18 protein-coding genes and 1 tRNA gene are annotated in these 15,633 nt (G+C 64.1%); 6 read left to right on the top strand and 13 right to left on the bottom strand.

All coding sequences use genetic code 11. The features are described from left to right. Positions 1–222: 222 nt before the first annotated feature. The 3 genes from XI04_RS11145 to XI04_RS11135 form a co-directional block, all read right to left on the bottom strand. On the bottom strand, positions 223–1,188 hold the full coding sequence (locus XI04_RS11145; protein WP_212474958.1) for a Bug family tripartite tricarboxylate transporter substrate binding protein: 966 nt from the start codon (positions 1,186–1,188) through the stop codon (positions 223–225). A gap of 19 nt (positions 1,189–1,207) precedes the next feature. Next, on the bottom strand, positions 1,208–1,990 hold the full coding sequence (gene hisN / locus XI04_RS11140) for a histidinol-phosphatase (protein WP_028140016.1): 783 nt from the start codon (positions 1,988–1,990) through the stop codon (positions 1,208–1,210). 531 nt (positions 1,991–2,521) lie between these two features. Then, positions 2,522–3,412 carry an N-formylglutamate amidohydrolase gene (locus XI04_RS11135; RefSeq protein WP_018316156.1) on the bottom strand — a complete coding sequence of 297 codons (891 nt, stop codon included), beginning with the start codon at positions 3,410–3,412 and terminating at the stop codon, positions 2,522–2,524. A 326-nt stretch (positions 3,413–3,738) separates the two neighbouring features. Here XI04_RS11135 and cpdR point away from each other — a divergent pair, with 326 nt between their 5' ends. Both cpdR and XI04_RS11125 read left to right on the top strand, forming a co-directional pair. Further along, on the top strand, positions 3,739–4,098 hold the full coding sequence (cpdR, locus tag XI04_RS11130) for a cell cycle two-component system response regulator CpdR (protein WP_007597092.1): 360 nt from the start codon (positions 3,739–3,741) through the stop codon (positions 4,096–4,098). A 75-nt stretch (positions 4,099–4,173) separates the two neighbouring features. Further along, positions 4,174–4,248: transfer RNA gene (locus tag XI04_RS11125), tRNA-Val, on the top strand. Positions 4,249–4,481: 233 nt separating this feature from the next. On the opposite strand, the gene XI04_RS11120 is transcribed toward XI04_RS11125, so the two are convergent. Beyond that, positions 4,482–4,796, bottom strand: a complete 315-nt coding sequence (locus tag XI04_RS11120; protein ID WP_240536477.1) for a hypothetical protein — start codon at positions 4,794–4,796, stop codon at positions 4,482–4,484. Between the two features lie 412 nt (positions 4,797–5,208). On the opposite strand from XI04_RS11120, the gene XI04_RS11115 reads away from it, so the two are divergent. Further along, positions 5,209–5,436, top strand: a complete 228-nt coding sequence (locus XI04_RS11115; RefSeq protein WP_018316154.1) for a DUF2945 domain-containing protein — start codon at positions 5,209–5,211, stop codon at positions 5,434–5,436. 32 nt (positions 5,437–5,468) lie between these two features. After that, positions 5,469–6,017, top strand: a complete 549-nt coding sequence (locus XI04_RS11110) for a DUF488 domain-containing protein (protein ID WP_152103614.1) — start codon at positions 5,469–5,471, stop codon at positions 6,015–6,017. A gap of 28 nt (positions 6,018–6,045) precedes the next feature. Here XI04_RS11110 and XI04_RS11105 read toward each other — a convergent pair whose 3' ends face one another. Further along, positions 6,046–6,513 carry an NUDIX hydrolase gene (locus tag XI04_RS11105; protein WP_152103613.1) on the bottom strand — a complete coding sequence of 156 codons (468 nt, stop codon included), beginning with the start codon at positions 6,511–6,513 and terminating at the stop codon, positions 6,046–6,048. An 85-nt stretch (positions 6,514–6,598) separates the two neighbouring features. Here XI04_RS11105 and XI04_RS11100 point away from each other — a divergent pair, with 85 nt between their 5' ends. Continuing rightward, positions 6,599–7,141: a RidA family protein gene (locus tag XI04_RS11100; RefSeq protein WP_240536476.1), complete on the top strand. Its 543-nt coding sequence runs from the start codon at positions 6,599–6,601 to the stop codon at positions 7,139–7,141. Between the two features lie 8 nt (positions 7,142–7,149). Here the strand turns inward: XI04_RS11100 and XI04_RS11095 are convergent, their stop codons facing one another. The 6 genes from XI04_RS11095 to XI04_RS11070 all read right to left on the bottom strand — a co-directional run bounded on the left by XI04_RS11095 (position 7,150) and on the right by XI04_RS11070 (position 13,122). Next, positions 7,150–8,241, bottom strand: a complete 1,092-nt coding sequence (locus XI04_RS11095) for an enolase C-terminal domain-like protein (protein ID WP_152103612.1) — start codon at positions 8,239–8,241, stop codon at positions 7,150–7,152. 31 nt (positions 8,242–8,272) lie between these two features. Continuing rightward, a complete protein-coding gene (locus tag XI04_RS11090) occupies positions 8,273–8,899 on the bottom strand; it encodes a LysE family translocator (RefSeq protein ID WP_152103611.1) in 627 nt (208 codons plus the stop codon). Between the two features lie 467 nt (positions 8,900–9,366). Continuing rightward, entirely contained in the window at positions 9,367–10,590 is a 1,224-nt protein-coding gene (locus tag XI04_RS11085; RefSeq protein ID WP_173015973.1) for an ABC transporter substrate-binding protein, read from the bottom strand. Positions 10,591–10,742: 152 nt separating this feature from the next. Next, the gene (locus tag XI04_RS11080) at positions 10,743–11,672 is read right to left on the bottom strand and encodes an alpha/beta hydrolase (protein ID WP_095425189.1); all 930 of its coding nucleotides are present in this window, start codon (positions 11,670–11,672) and stop codon (positions 10,743–10,745) included. Between the two features lie 259 nt (positions 11,673–11,931). After that, positions 11,932–12,348 carry a DUF3606 domain-containing protein gene (locus tag XI04_RS11075; RefSeq protein WP_028140025.1) on the bottom strand — a complete coding sequence of 139 codons (417 nt, stop codon included), beginning with the start codon at positions 12,346–12,348 and terminating at the stop codon, positions 11,932–11,934. 204 nt (positions 12,349–12,552) lie between these two features. Beyond that, complete coding sequence (locus tag XI04_RS11070; RefSeq protein WP_038972863.1) at positions 12,553–13,122, bottom strand: alpha-ketoglutarate-dependent dioxygenase AlkB; 570 nt, start codon at positions 13,120–13,122, stop codon at positions 12,553–12,555. Between the two features lie 79 nt (positions 13,123–13,201). Here XI04_RS11070 and XI04_RS11065 point away from each other — a divergent pair, with 79 nt between their 5' ends. Beyond that, the gene (locus XI04_RS11065; protein WP_018321489.1) at positions 13,202–13,342 is read left to right on the top strand and encodes a hypothetical protein; all 141 of its coding nucleotides are present in this window, start codon (positions 13,202–13,204) and stop codon (positions 13,340–13,342) included. Here XI04_RS11065 and XI04_RS11060 read toward each other — a convergent pair. Together XI04_RS11060 and XI04_RS11055 are read right to left on the bottom strand one after the other, a co-directional pair. Further along, the gene (locus tag XI04_RS11060; protein ID WP_271623691.1) at positions 13,339–14,925 is read right to left on the bottom strand and encodes an ATP-binding protein; all 1,587 of its coding nucleotides are present in this window, start codon (positions 14,923–14,925) and stop codon (positions 13,339–13,341) included. The two genes, XI04_RS11065 and XI04_RS11060, sit on opposite strands and share 4 nt — an antisense overlap. Next, positions 14,922–15,626 carry a response regulator transcription factor gene (locus XI04_RS11055; protein WP_038947561.1) on the bottom strand — a complete coding sequence of 235 codons (705 nt, stop codon included), beginning with the start codon at positions 15,624–15,626 and terminating at the stop codon, positions 14,922–14,924. Before XI04_RS11055 ends, XI04_RS11060 begins: the two co-directional genes overlap by 4 nt. Positions 15,627–15,633: the final 7 nt, after the last annotated feature.

Here is a 15,633-nt window from a genome sequence, read left to right as displayed (position 1 = left end):
GCTAGTGTGAGGCACGCTCCCGCAGCGAGCAAACTGCGCTCCCTCCCCCCTTGTGGCGGAGGGCGGGGGAGAGGGGTAGTCCAGGAACAGGTGCCTCTGTCGTGAAGAAGAGAGATCGATGGGGTCCCCGTGTGGCCCCCTCTCCCTAACCCTCCCCCGCAAGGGGGGAGGGAACGCACCTGTCGCGTTGTGAAGGTGGTGCTTACCCAGCGAAAACGCGAACTACTTCGCCGTCTCCACCCCGGCGTCCTTGATCACCTTCGCCCACTTTCTAGTCTCGTCCGCGATGAATGACCGAAAGTGCTCCGGCTCGTCGCCGACCAGCGTCGCGCCTTGCGCGGCGAGCTTCTCCTTCACCGCGGGATCGGCCATCGCCTTCGTCGCCAGGGCGTGCAGCGCCGTGACAATCTCCTTCGGCGTGCCCTTGGGCGCCACCATGCCGTACCAGTTCTCGACGCGCAGATCGGGAAAACCCGCTTCCGAAAGAGTCGGCACGTCAGGTGCGGTCGGGGCGCGCTCTGCCGAGCCCATCGCGATCGGCCGCAGCGCGCCGGCCTTGACCTGCGGCAGCAGCACGGGGAGATCGAGAAACGTCATCTGCACCTGCTGGCCCAAGAGATCGTTCACCGCGGGGGCTGCGCCGCGATAGGGCACGTGGACGATGTCGATCTTCCCCGTCAGCTTGAACAGCTCGCCGGCGAGATGTGGCAGGCTGCCGGGGCCGGAAGAGGCGAAGTTGAGCTTTCCCGGCTGCGCCTTGGCCAGAGCGATCAATTCGCCGATGTCCTTGGCGGGCACGTTGGTGGCGACCACGAGCATCTCCGGCACCGTCGCAACCAGCGTCACCGGTGTGAGGTCGCTCAAGGTGTCGTAGGCGACTTTCTCCATGCTCGGGCTGATCGCGAGCGCGCCGGCTGAGGAGATCGCGATGGTGTAGCCGTCGGGGGCGGCCTTGGAGACCGCATCGGTGCCGAGCACGCCGCCCTGGCCGCCGCGATTGTCGATCAGCACCGGCTGCCCTGACAGCTCCGACATGCGCTGGCCGATGACCCGCGCGATGATGTCGTTGGGCCCGCCGGCCGGAAACGGCACGATCAGCTTGATCGGCTTCGTCGGAAAATTCTGAGCGGACGCCACTGATGGCAGCAGCAGCAATAATCCAAGAAGAAGCCTGCGTGAGATGGTCATGCAAGCCTCCGCTCGCGTGTTATTGGTTGAGCAGCTTCAGTGCTTCTTCGTGAACCCTGGCATCCCCGGCCGCGACGATGCGGCCGCCGCCCTGGGCCGGCTTGCCTTCCCAGGTGGTGACGACGCCGCCGGCGCCGGTCACGATCGGGATCAGCGCGGCGATGTCGTAAGGCTTCAGCTCGGTCTCGACCACGAGATCGACGTGGCCGGCCGCCAGCATGCAATAGGAGTAGCAGTCGCCGCCATAACGCGACAGACGCGCGCCCTTCTCGATGCGGCTGAAAATGGCGCGGTCGCGCTCGTTCATCAGGAGCGGGCTGGTGGTGTAGGTCGTGGCTTCCGAAAGCGAGGCGCAGCGGCGAACCTGGAGCCGGCGCTCGCCCGACGGGCCCTTGTAGTTGGCCGAACCGTTGTCGCCGGAGAAGCGCTCGCCGATGAAGGGCTGGTGCATCATGCCGTAGACCGGCGCGCCCTTGTGCAGCAGTGCGATCAGCGTCCCCCAGATCGGAAAGCCGCCGATGAAGGATTTGGTGCCGTCGATGGGGTCGAGCACCCAGACATAGTCGGCCTCCTCGCGCTCATTGCCGAATTCCTCGCCGACGATGCCGTGCTGAGGGAAGTTGGCCTTGATCAGCCGCCGCATCACCGCCTCCGCGGCGCGGTCGGCCTCCGTGACGGGGTCGAAATCCTTGGTCTTGCTCTTGTCGTCGATCGACAGCGAGGTGCGGAAGAACGGCAGGATGGTTTCGCCGGAGGCGGTGGCGAGCCGTCCGATGAAGGCGGAAAAGTCGATCACCGTCACAGGCCGAATCCTCAAAGCGAAGGTTGGAGGGAGCTCCCTCTTGCCTAGCTCAATTCGCCTCCCGCGTGCAGCGCTGTCTTGATCTTGCACCCTGGTATTTTGGATGCCGAAGGCCGCTGCCCCATCGAAGTCATCTGCTGGCCAAATATCGATCACAGAGTTGAAAACTTAGTTCCGAATATGCCTTGTTCGTATGCAAATGTTATCAACCCATTGAAATTCCTTATCAAAGAAACTGAATCTGGGTTTCCATAGAAGCAATTGAGCCATGTGCGTATTGCATGGGAAATGGCTCAAAAGCCCTTGCACTTTGTGCGGCGCGGTCGCATATTGTTGCGGTGCGGTAGCGCTTGGCGTTACCGCTGCCCTCCTTGGGCGTTTCCTCCCTAGACTTGGGCCGCTTGCGTCATTCGCGAGCGGCCCTTTTTTCTTTGGGCCTGTCGTTTTCGTTTCAAGGTGCGCAGCGAAAGCGAAGCGAAGACGCGTTCGCCCGATCACAGACAATAAGGTTTGACGAAGAAAAGCCGGCGCCTATTCTGCCGCGGCCTGGAACGGGCCGAGATCGCCGAACGGAATCGTGGTCGCCAGCACGTCGGCGAGAACGCCGAAGTCGGACGCCACTTGCGCAAAGCGTGCACTCCGCTCGCGCCGCCGCTCGTCCATGTAGATCGCACGGTTGAGCTCGAGCTGCACCGCGTGCAGGCCGCTCGCGGGATTGCCGTAATGCTCGGTGATGAAGCCGCCGGCATAGGGCTTGTTGCGGCCGATCGAATAGCCGAGCCCGGTCATGGTCTCCTCGACCCGGTCGGGCAGAAGCGGGGTGCAGCTTGTGCCGTAGCGGTCGCCGATCACGACGTCGGGCCGGCGCGGCTCGTCCCTGCTGACGCCGACCGAGGGCATCGAATGGCAGTCGACCAGCACCACGGTGCCGAACATCTGGTGCACCTTGTTGATCAGCCGGCGCAGCGCGCGGTGGTAGGGCTTGTATAGCGTCTCGATCCGCCCCAGCGCATCGTCGACCAGGATGCGGTCGCGGTAGATCTCTTGGCCGTCGCCGACCACGCGCGGAATGGTGCCGAGGCCGCCGGCGACCCGCATCGAGCGGGTATTGGCAAAGCTCGGCAGCCGTCCGCTGAACATGCGGGGATCAAGCTCATAGGGCTCGCGGTTGACGTCGACATAGGAGCGGGGAAAGTTGACCCGCACGGTCGGAAAGCCGCGCTCGCTCAAGTGGCCGATCAGCTCGTCCATGAAGGAGTCTTCGGACCGCCGCAGCGTCGGCAGGTCGATCCTGGACGCCGCGAGGAATTCGTCCGGATAGGTCGAGCCGGAATGGGGCGAGTTGAAGATGACAGGCGCGCGCCATTGCGCGGGCTCAACGATCTCGAAGGCTGGCGACACCTCGCCGTCAAACCGGGTCATCTTCTCAGGCTTCGTCCCTTAGCGGCAGGATCCGGGCCTCGGATCGAATTGATTCGGCCGATCGATGCGGCTCTTATGTGTCGTCATTGTCCGGAATCGCAACCATTCTGCCAAGCGAAAAGATGTGATCGGCGCTGGAACATGTCTTAACCGTGTGGGCAGGGAAGCGGGGATGCGCCGGCGGCTCGATTGATTCGAGCGGCATTCCGGTTCACAAGGAGCCGGCAGTGCAGCCGGCTTGGGGTTAAGATTTTCACCCCAAATTTACCCTCTGTCCGGCTTAGTAAGCTCTGCTGATATCCTCTGGGGATTCGACGTTTCCTGCCATGCCAAAAATCCTGCTCGCTGAAGACGACAACGACATGCGCCGTTTCCTGGTCAAGGCGCTGGAAAACGCCGGTTTTCAGGTCTCGTCCCATGACAACGGCATGGCCGCCTATCAGCGGTTGCGGGAAGAGCCGTTCGAAATGCTGCTCACCGACATCGTGATGCCGGAGATGGACGGCATCGAGCTCGCCCGCCGGGCCTCGGAACTCGACCCCGACATCAAGATCATGTTCATCACCGGCTTCGCTGCGGTCGCCCTGAACTCGGATTCGGACGCCCCCAAGAACGCCAAGGTGCTGTCCAAGCCCGTGCATCTGCGCGAATTGGTCAGCGAAGTGAACAAGATGCTGGCGGCCTAAATCGGCCCCGTTCCGTCCTTGCACAGGGTCCCCTCGTCCGTTATAGGGACCCCACCCGACGTAAGTGGACTTTTAGGGCACGTAGCTCAGCGGGAGAGCACTACCTTGACATGGTAGGGGTCACAGGTTCGATCCCTGTCGTGCCCACCATCCTTCGCTCGCGATAGCGAGAGAAGGATGCCGCGCCGAAGCCCAAAGGGCGCAGGCGGGCTGCCGCCGCGAGCTTCGGCTCGGCAAGCCACGATCTCCATGCGAAGCGTGTCCGGCGTAGCTCGAAGAGCGGAGACGGACTGGTGCGTCTTGCTCGGTTTCCCTGGACAGCCCGTAGCCGGGATGGAGCGAAGCGCAATCAGGGATGCCCCTCCAGAGGCCCATCCCGGCCATCACTTCAGTTCCGTGTTCGCCACCGGCAGGATGGAGGCGACGTGCCAGCCGGTCGCATCCTGAACATAGGTCTGGCTGATCAGAAACGTATTTTGTTGCGACGGCTTGCCCGGAAGGCCGCGTGTGAAAACGATGGGAACGAGGATCTGCATCACCTCGTTCGAGATCACCGCAACGTGGAATTCCGACATGTTGGGCTCGAGGTGCCAGGTGCCCTCGTAATACGCCTTGAATCGGGTGGCGACCGCATCGCGGCCTCTCGTCTCGATGCCTCTCGCAAACAACAGTGTGCCGGGCGAATTCCAGAGCATCATCTTCACATCGTCCGCATCATGCGCATTCTGCGCGGCGATGAATTTTTCGAAGATGTTTCTTGCCTCCGCGTCATTTGCGGCAGCTTGCGCGCCTCCTGCTGGCCAGAACGCTGCGGCGAGGAGCAGCGCTGCGGTCGCTGCCGCAGCACGACGACGACATCGCGCAAATGGCCGCGGCCTGATGGAGCCTCGAGACATCTCGGAAGGGGGCATGGTCACCTCTCGTTTGAATGTTGATCGTCATATCATCAATCGCCTCGCCGGCCTTTCAGGATCGCGCGATCCGCGGTCGCCGCTGCATCACGTCTTCGTTGCCCACGCCTTGGTGGATTGCCGCAGGGATTTAGCCTGCCCTCGCGCGGTCGGGGGCTGCCCCCTGGAACAGGCCGGTGCTGCCGCGCATTGATCGGCCATGTCCAAGACCCCCGGAAAAAGGTTTGCCGTCGGCGACCACGTCAGCTGGAATTCCGAGGCCGGCCGGGTGCGCGGCCATATCCTGCGCGTGCACACCGCCGACGTCGATTACAAGGGCTACGTCCATCACGCTACGCCCGACGATCCGCAGTACGAGATCAGGAGCGACAAGACCGATCACGTCGCCCTGCACAAGGGCCGCGCATTGCGGTCGTTGAAAAGCTGACGGCCCGCGAGCCGGGCGGTCGAGGTGTCACCATGGCTCATCCGTTCTTCACCATCGGCCACGCCACACGTTCGATCGAGGAATTCGTCGAATTGCTGCAGGGCAGCGCGGTCACCTTCGTGGCTGACGTTCGGACCGTGCCCCGCTCCCGTACCAACCCGCAGTACAATCGCGAGACCCTGCCGCAATCGCTCGCGGCTGCTTCGATCGGCTACGAGCACATTGCCTCGCTCGGCGGCCTGCGCAGCCGCAAGCGCGAGGTGCCGCGCGAGACCAACGCCTTCTGGCAGAACGTCAGCTTTCACAATTACGCCGATCACGCGATGGGCGCGGCCTTTCACGAAGGGCTCGCACATTTGCGCGCCGTCGGGCAGGTGGAGCGCTGCGCCATCATGTGCGCGGAAACATTGTGGTGGCGATGTCACCGTCGGATCATCACCGATTACTTGCTCGCGGCGGGCGAGACGGTGTTCCACATTCTGGGGCCGGGGCAGGTCAAAGAGGCCGAGATGAATCCGGCTGCGCGGGTCGTTCCCGAAGAGCGTCTGGTCTACCCGGCGGAAAATCAGCCAATCGCGTAAATCCCCCGCGTGGAGCTAGCCAACGCCGTCAATCGGGCTGGCTCGCCGGTTGGAGCAGCACATCCTTCAACCCGGCCGGATAAAGGCTCGGTCCACCGTCCACGTCGAGGTCGGCAAGGTCGAACCAGCGCGCGACGATCTGCTCTCCATCGTCCTCGAGGAAGTCGAGGCGATCCCGGTCGGCGAAGGCGCCGTCGGGAAACTCCACCTCGCAGATGAACATCACCTCGTGCCCGGTTGCGCCCTCGTGCATGAAAATGTTCTCCAGCACCAACGGCTCGCTTGTGATGGTGACGTCGATGCCGAGCTCCTCGTTGAACTCGCGCATCAGCGCAGTGCGCCAGCTTTCGCCGAATTCGATCTCGCCGCCGAGCGGCCGAACGCCCTTGATCCGCCCGGCATCGTCGCGAATTTCGGCCGCCAGCAGGCGCCCGTCCCGCCAGTGCAGGCCGATCGCGACGACGCGGATGTGGGGATGCGGGCGCCAAATGGTCATAGCGGATCGTTATCGCGCGCGCCGCCGTGGTGCAATGCGTGGGGCGAGCTCCGTCGGGCCGGATGAGGCTTCGCAGCCTTGATCCATGACTCGCCGCCTGCCATTGTCCGGTTATCCACCACGGCAACGAGCCGGTGCGATCGAGTTATGGCGTGCGGCGAAATGCGTCGCTTCGCCGGATGTGAAGCAAAGGCAGGCTATTGAGATGAGCAGCGTGAACAAGCCCGGCGGCAACTATTTGCCGGTGATCATCCATGGTGGACTCGCTTATGTCAGTGGCCAGCTGCCGCGTCGCGGCGAAGACCTGCTGTATGTGGGCAAGGTCGGAGCAGGCGTCGATATCGCGGCCGCACAAGAAGCTGCAGCCCTTTGCGCCGATCTCTGCATTTCCGCCATCAATCACGCCACAGGCGGAGAGGACCGGATCGTCCAGGTCCTCCAGCTCGTTGGATACGTCGCTTCGGCACCTGGATTTACCCAGCAGTCGCAAGTCATGAACGGTGCCTCCGATCGGCTGATCGAACGCCTCGGCGAGCGCGGTCGTCATACGCGGACGTCCGTCGGTGTCGCCGAGTTGCCGCGAGGGGCGCCGGTCGAGCTGAACATGATTGCCGCTGTTCGGTCATAGCAAGCAGCCTATCCAACGAGATATTTGGCAACTGCCGCCTCGTCCCACGCAATCCCGTTGCCGGGCTCCTCGCTCGGCAGCGCAAAGCCGTCCTTGATCTTCAGTCGCGTCGAAAGCACCGCGTCGGCCCAATCGACATATTCCAGCCAGTGCGCGGTCGGCGTCACGCAGAGCAGATGCGCGCTGACTTCCGAGAACAGATGCGTCGACATCTCGATGCCGGCGGCATGGGCGAGCGAGGCGGCGCGCAGCCAGCCGGTGACGCCGCCGATGCGCTGCACGTCGGGCATCACGTAGTCGCAGGCCTCCGCCGAGAACGCTGTTTGCATCGAAAAGGCGCTGTCAAAATTCTCGCCGATCTGGACGGGCGTATGCAGTGCGTCGGCAATGCGGGCGCAGCCGGCATAATCGTCATGGCGGATCGGCTCCTCGATCCAGCTCAAGCCCTCGTCGTCGAGCATCTCGCCGCGGCGGATGGCTTCGGTCACCGTCAGTGCCTGGTTGTAGTCGCACATCAGCGTCACCTCGTCGCCGACGGCCTTTCTCACCGCGCGGACGACGGCGAGATCCTCCCGCGCATCGGGCCGGCCGACGCGGATCTTGGCGGCCTGAAACCCCTCGGCCAGCAGCTTGTGCGCCTCCTCGACGGCGGCGCCCGCCGGCATGATGCCGAGCCCCTTCGAATTGTAGGCCTTGACCGGCTTCGGCGCGCCGCCGAGCAGCCGGGCCAGCGGCAAGCCTCTGCTGCGGGCAAGCGCGTCCCAGGCCGCCATGTCGATGCCGGATTGCGCCAGCCGCTGCAGGCCGGCAAGGCCAAGCAGGGTGAAGCGCTGGCTCAGCTTGCGCTCGATCTCGAACGGCAGCAGCTCGTCGCCGGCAAGCAAGTCTGACATTTCCGTGACCATCGCCGTCAGCGGCTTCAAGGCCGATGGTGTGATCGAGAACAGATAGGCGTGCCCGCGGGCGCCCTGGTCGGTCTCGCAGTCGATCAGCACCAGCGGGGCCTTGGCGACAGCGCCGGTCGAGGTCTGCAGCGGCAGGTTCATCGGCACGATCACGGCCCGCGCATGGAAGCGTTGGATGCGGATGGTCTCGGTCATGAATCTCTCCAGGCGGGATGGAACGATCAGGCTACTTTTGCTGCAAGGCCATGCGAACGCCAAGACCCAGGTAGATCACCCCGATGACGCGGCCCTGCCAGCGGCCGATGCTGCGATGACGGGTGAGCCAGCCAGCGACTTGTCCGGCAACAAGTGCGATCAACGCGGTGTAGATCGCGCTCATGATGACGAAGATGAGGCCAAGAATTGCAAGCTGGGCAACGACGGAGCCCTTCTCGAAATGTACGAACTGTGGGAGAAAGGCCAGGAAGAAGAGCGCCGTCTTCGGGTTGAGCAGTTCGGCCAGCACGGCCTGCCGGAAGGCGAGCGACGCGTCGACCAAACGCGACTGCGCCAACTTGATATCCTCGCCTCTTTCCATAAACGCGCGGATGCCAAGATATATGAGGTAGGCAGCGCCGGCGTACTTCACCAGGCTGAAGGCGAGCGCCGAGGTCATCAGCACCGCCGACAATCCGAGCGTAGCCATCGCGGTGTGAAGCAGGTCTCCAGTAGCGATGCCAAGACCGGTGGCAATTCCGACGCGATGCCCGCCCACAGACGCGCGCCCGAGCACCAAGAGGACGGCGGGACCCGGAATGAGAAAGAGGCCGAGAACCACCGCGATATAAGTCAGCAACGTGTCGAACTGGATCATGGTGAGTTCCGGTCTGATTGTCAGGAGCTCAAACCAGCCAGACCCGGTCTCTCAATGCAAGTCCTCGATGCGGCATAGGCTCCTGGTTCTCAGAGCTGTCTCCATCAGCCGCGAGGTGATTCCCTATTCGGTCGACGACGCTGAACGACGCGGCTTCCCGAGCCGGATTATCCGGCCGAAGCCGCGGTGCGCCAGGTTCGCTCCAACGGCGAGATCAAATGGCGAGGCGAGCTCATTCACATTTGCAGCGCTCTCGTTGGTGAAGCCGTTGCCGTCGAGGAGACCGAAGACGGATCCTGGCAAGTGCGCTTCTCGACGTACCGATCGGCATCATCGACCAGAAAACGCGCAAGCTGCGGCGCAGCGCCAGCGCCGCGCCGCAGCCGACCAGATCATGAACGACTGTTACCCATCCATCCGGTCTGTTTTGTTACCTATCCATCCGCTGGACAGCGTTCAGGTGGGCCTCACCTCGCCGCCCCCTCCGTGAACGCCGTCTCGATCACCTCACCAAAGGGCTGCCACGAGCGGCCGTCGAACTGCACGAGCCGCATCTGCCTGATCGGCAGATAGTTGTTCGGCGAGGTATTCATCCTGATGTTGGGCAGCGCGACGGAGGGGTTGTAACCCCTCAGCGAAGCCGCCTGACGCATGATGTTCTCGCGTGACAGGTCGTTGCCGCATTGCTTCAGCACCTGCGTCAACGCCTCGGCCGCGGCGTAGCCGTAGACCGCTGCGCTGTTGTTGGTGCTTTCGACCTGATGGTACTTGTCCATGAAGGCGAACCATTCCCTCATGGCAGGATCGTCTTTCCAGGCGGGGTCGCTGGGGTCCTTCAGGAAGGCGGCCGAGATCACGCCGGCCGAATTCTCCAGGCCCGCGGGCGCCATCGCATTGGCGATCGAGGCGGAGGTATCGTTGACGATGAAGACCGGGCGCCAGTTGAGCGAAGCCGCGAGCCTGATCACCTTGGATGCAGTCGACGGCACGCCGAGAAAGACGAAGATATCGGCACCCGCGCGTTTGAGGATCGAGACGTGCCCGTCGAGGTGCTCGTCGCCGATGTCGAAGGCGATGTCGACGAGGACATGGCGGTTCAGATCGCCAAGTCCGTCCTGGATTCCCTTGTAGAGCATGCGTCCGAACTGGTCGTTCTGCCAGAGCACGACGATCTTCTTCCTGGGATAATAGGCCTGAATGTAGTTGGCGTAGATGCGCCCCTCCGACCGGATCGACGGCTGCCAGCCCATGGTCCAGGGGAAAGCCCTGGCCTGGCTCAGCTCCTCGTCGCCGGAGGCGACGAAAAGCTGCGGCACCTTCTTCTCGTTCAGATACCAGCGGGTGGCGAGATTGCCGGGCGTGCCGAACGATCCGAACATCAGGTGCACGTCGTCCTTCTCGACCAGATTGCGCGTCAGCTCCAGTGCGGTCGACGGATCGGAATTGTCGTCGCGCGTGATGAAGCGGATCTTGCGGCCATTGATGCCGCCGCGCGCGTTGACCATGTCGAAATAGGCGGCCTCCGCCTGACCGATCGCGCCGAATTCAGAGAGCGCTCCCGAATACGGCATGACATTGCCGATGCGGATTTCCTTGTCGCTTGTGGGTTGGTCTGGGCGTTGCTCGGACATCGCGCCAAGCGACGCGAGTGCGGCGATCAAAACGAACAGCAGTCTGCCGGTGACGCGCATGCTCGACACCTTGTCGTTGGCCCCCAACGAGGTCGGCTCAGTCCGCACCAAGGCGAGTTGATCTAGATCAGGCGTTTGGCAATCGTGTGGCCTGGCAGCCCGCTTCAATACAGCGCAGGCCCGTACGAAGTGGCAGGCGTGCTGACACGCCGCTACGGCAGCCCCCGCGCTTCCAGCTGATGCACCAGCAGCAGGGTCGGTTCGGCGAGGCTGTCGCCGGAGCCATCCAATCCGAAGGCGGAGGCGATGCCGTCGCGACTGCGCAGCAGCGCGCTGCGCGGACAGTGGCCGGCGCCGCAGAGCGTCTTCTTCAAGGTCTCGCCCTGTGTCACGAGGCCAGGGGAATCGTCCGCGGCCCAGGCCAGCACGATCGGCACATCGACATTGAGGATGCCGGGGAATACCGAGCGCGCGTTGTACTGGCTGGCGTCACCGCCGAGATAGGCCTTCTCGCTGTCGCTGGCGTCCTTGCCGGCCCGGTAGATGCCGGACACCAGCACGACGGCCGCGACATCGGCGCGGTCGGCCTGGAGCTCGGGATGCGCCAGCAGGGTTGCGACATGGAATGCGCCGGCGCCGTAGCCGACCGCGACGATCTCGCGTGCGTCGCCGTTGAACAGGTCGATATTGCCGTGGACCCAGGACAGCGCCGCCGCCACATCGGTCGCTCCCATCGGCCAGGTTGCTGCGGGTGCCAAGCGATAATTGACGCGCACCCCGATCATGTCGTTGCGGGCGGCAAAGCACATGACCTGGTCCTGGATCTGGCGCGACAGCTCGGGCGCGGCGCGGTCGCCGGTGAAACTGTCGCCGGCCACGAACAGCAGTACCGGCCGCGGCGTATCCGCCTTGGTCGTGCTGGCGGCAACGTCGAGCACATTGGCCTCGTTTTCGCCGTAGCGCAGGCCCCGCGAGAAGGTGACCTGCTCGCACAGCCGCGCGGTGCCGCCGGCGGTGGTGTCGGAATCGGTCAGGCCTGTCAGGATGAGGTCGGAGGGCGGCGTCAGCCGCGCCGGCAACGGGCCATGCGCGGATGCTGTCGTGATGGTCAGAAACAGGAAAAAAGCGAGATAATTCTTCATTTGGTGCCGGCCTTTGCGCCCCCCATATTGGTTCGCCGGTTTGGCCTGTCTTTTCAATTCGCCTTATTCGTCCGCCTTGAGGCGATTTCACGGCACCTTTGTTCGGCGACAGCAAGGCGACCATCCCGAAAGCCCCACCGTCGTCGTGTGCGAGATTTTCGGCTGGCGCCCGGCCGCCAGCGGCCCCCGGTCGCACTGGCGACGACGTGGCCCATGTGAGGACAGGTTGCGGCCCCCCGCATCCCTGGCTTCCGAGGTCTCAGGCGGCGCTCTTGCGCCTGGCTGCCTTCTTCGTCGTCTTCCTTGTCGTCTTCCTGGCCGATTTCTTCTTTGCCGTCTTCCGGGCGGCGAGATAGGCCTCGACCTTCCTGGAAGAATGGCCGGCCGCGGCGACGGCAGCCTTCAGCTTGGCCGGGGTGATCTTGAATCTCTTCGACCAGTAACGGACCTCATAGGCCTCGCTCAGCGCGATCCGGCTCTTGTCGGAGGCGCGGTGCTTCTGGAGCTTGATATACGCCTCGACCTTCTTGGCGGAACGGCCGACCTTCTTGACGGCGTATTTCAGCTTGGCCGGGGTCACCTTGAACTTCTTCGACCAGTAGGCGACTTCATATTTTTCCGTGAGCGCAATCAGCGCCCGATCGGCCCCGCCGCGCTTTGCCTTATTGTCGGCCATGCTTCCCTCCTGCCGCGGAATGCGTGCCGCCAATCTAGCATGCAACCGGATTCGGAAGGCAAGACGCAAGCCGTGCGGTGATTGCGCAAGGCGGCGGTTTTGCACCGATGTGTCAAACCCTTGTGCGGCGCCGCCGCGCCTCGGGCGGAACGGGCGTTTTACTTTGCATGGGGTTGTTTCGCATTTTTTGTCTGGCCGGCCGCGTTACGCCCGCTTCATCGTCCGGAACGTGATGGAGTAACGGCGCGCCTCGACCGGCGGGATACTGTGCTCCCATTGCGAGCGCGCCTCGCCTTCCATCATGTACAGCGAGCGCGGCTGGGCCTCGCGCGTGTGGCGCTGCCATTTGTCGCCGCTGCGGCGGCGGAAGCGGAAGTTGCAGGCCGAGCCGAGCGACAGGCCGAGGATCTTGTCGAAGTGCGGCTTGTCGCGGTGCCAGCCGATGCCGACGCCGGCCTCATACTCGGTGCAGAGCACCTGCCGGACGCTGGCCTCCGGCAGCTTCGCCCAGGCCTCGGCCTGACGCGCGACGGGCAACAGCCAGTCCGGAATCGGCTCCGCCTCGGCCAGCCGCTGCAGCGTGTAGTCATAGCGATAGCCGAACGACGCCACCCGGCGGTTGCCCTCGAACGCCCCGAACTGGAAACGCTCGAGCGGCAATGCTGCGATGCGGCCGATCAAGGCCTGCTCGACGGCGGCTTCGATAAAATTGTCCATGTAGCGAAGGCCGGTCGGGCCTTCGTCAGGGACGGCGAACAAGCCAAGCTGCGTCATTCCTCGCATTTCCGTGATGGAACCTAATGGCGGCTGATGCGACTTACATATGACGCGGGAAGAAACGTGCGAGGCTGTCATGGCACACAAACATACCGCCGATCCGGCAGAGATCATGCGGGCGACCGGTCATCCTGAGCTGGAATATGCCGCCGGTTGGACCATCGCTGGTCTCGTCACCATCGGCACCATCGTCGCCGCCTGGGTGTTCGCGATCTAGACCGCAGGGAATTGCAGCTCGAAGGCCGCGCCCTCGTCGGTCGGCTTGAGCCTGATCGAGCCGCCATGGCTCGCCATCACCGCGCGCGCGATCGCAAGCCCCATCCCGGTGCCCCCCTGGTCGCGGCGGGTGGTGAAGAACGCATCAAAGATCCTGTCGCGGTTCGGTGCCGAGATCGGCTCGCCGTCATTGCTCACCGTCAGACGCAAGGTCGTGCGTTCGTCCACAGCCTCCAGCCTGATTGTCCCAGCCTTGTGCCGCATCGCGTTGTCGGCGAGATGCGACAGCACGATCAGTGCCTTTTCACCGGACATGCCGATGGGGCGGTCGAGGCTGCCGCTGGCCTCGATGGAGCTGGCCGGAAACCTGTTCCTGAGGTCGGCGATCACGGGCGCCAGCTCCGTGCGCTCGTTCTGCGGCAGGCTCTCGGCGCGCGCCAGATCGCGCAGCCGCTGCGCCATCGCTTCCAGCCGCTGAGTGTCGGACAGGATGTTGGCGATGAATGTCTTCTGCTCGGCCGGCGTCAGTCCGTCTGACCTGCCTTGATAGGAATCCTGCAGCAGCTCGGCCGCGCCCTTGATCGAGGTCAGCGGCGATTTCAGCTCGTGGGTGAGATGGGCCGAGAACGTCGCGATATAGTCGGAACGTCGCGCCAGCTGCTCGGCCATGCCGAGGAAGCTGTGCGAGAGCTGGGCGAACTCACGCGTGCCGTAATGCCGAAGCGGCTGGAAGGCCTCGCGGTCGCCGCGGCCGATCCGCGCGGCGCGGTCGATCAGCTCGCGCATCGGCAGGGTGATGGTGCGCGAGAACACGAGGCCGATCGCGATCGTGCCGAGGATCACGGCGAGCCCCGCCAGCACGAACTTTGCCCGCTCCTGGTAGAGATGGTCGAAGATGTTGCTCGGCGTCCGCGTGGTGTAGATCACGCCCGCGACGCGGTTGTTGACGATCACCGGCATTGCCGAGAACACGTGCACGCCGAGGCCGCGGCTGAAGGAATAGATCGGGGGCGGCGGCTTGTCCGGCACGCGGTTGCGCAAGGTGGCCCGATACTGCCCGTGCAGCGCGTCGGCGACCTCCTCGATATGGGCGAGCGATTGGCCGACCTCCTGCCGCCCGGCGATAACGACGCTTTGCGGATCGAGGATACGAAAGCCCGCCAGCGTCACCTTCTGGGTCTCGCGGATGATCGGCGACAGTCTTGCGCCGATCTCGATATAGGCCGCCTGCGCCGGATGAGGCGCGGCCTGCGCATCCGGTCGCCGCCGCAGCAGATCGTTGGCGGTGAGGTCGAGCGCGGGGCGGATCGGGGTGACCTGGTCGCCGGGGTCGGGCAGCACGTTCGGCGGCACCTCGGCGCCGAGCGTCAGGCCGCTGTCGAGCCTGGCCGTGACCTCCTGCGCATAGATCGTCGCCAGCACGCGGCTTTGCGCGATCAGCTCGGCCTGGGTCTGGCGGATCAGCTGGTTGTCGTAAAGGCGGAAGAAGAACAGGCCGACCAGCGGCAGCACGCCAACGGTGGTCAGCACCGTGAAGATCACGAGGGCGAGCGAGGGCCGCCATTTGTCGGGCGCCGCGCTCATGCCGCTTTCTCGCAGCGGCCGAGCTTGAAGCCGACGCCGTGGATGGTCTCGATCACGTTGTCGCAGGCCAGCACTGCGAGCTTGGCGCGGATGTTGCGGATGTGGCTGTCGATGGTGCGGTCGGAGACCTGGATGTTGAGCTGATAGGCCGCCCGCATCAGCTGCTCCCGGTTGAACACCGAAGTTGGCCGGGTCAGGAACGCGCGGAGGATGCCGAACTCGATCGCGGTCAGCTTCAGCGGCGTGCCGGCGAAGGTCGCGACATGCTGCTCGGGATCGATCAGCAGGCCGCCTTGCGACAGCGCGGCCGGGCCCGCCTTGGCCTCGCCATTGCGCGGGCTGAGCCGGCGCAGGATGACGTTGACCCGCGCCACCAACTCGCGTGGGCTGAACGGCTTCGTCACGTAGTCGTCGCCGCCGATCTCGAGACCGAGGATGCGATCGATCTCCTCGTCGCGCGCCGACAGGAACAGGATCGGCACGTCGGACGCCTTGCGGATCTCGCGGCAGACATCGAGGCCGTCGAACTCGGGCATGCCGATGTCGAGCACGATCAGATCGGGCCTGTCGGCGGCAAAGCGGCTGAGCGCCTCCTTGCCGTCGCGGGCCTCGATCACGTCCATGCCGGCCTTCTTCAGCGCAACGCGGATGACCTCGCGGATATGGCCTTCGTCGTCGACGATGAGAATGCGATGCGCCAAGAAAGTC

This window comes from Bradyrhizobium sp. CCBAU 11430 (assembly GCF_028128855.1).
Lineage (GTDB): Bacteria > Pseudomonadota > Alphaproteobacteria > Rhizobiales > Xanthobacteraceae > Bradyrhizobium > Bradyrhizobium ottawaense.
This window is presented reverse-complemented; position numbering and strand designations above follow the sequence as displayed.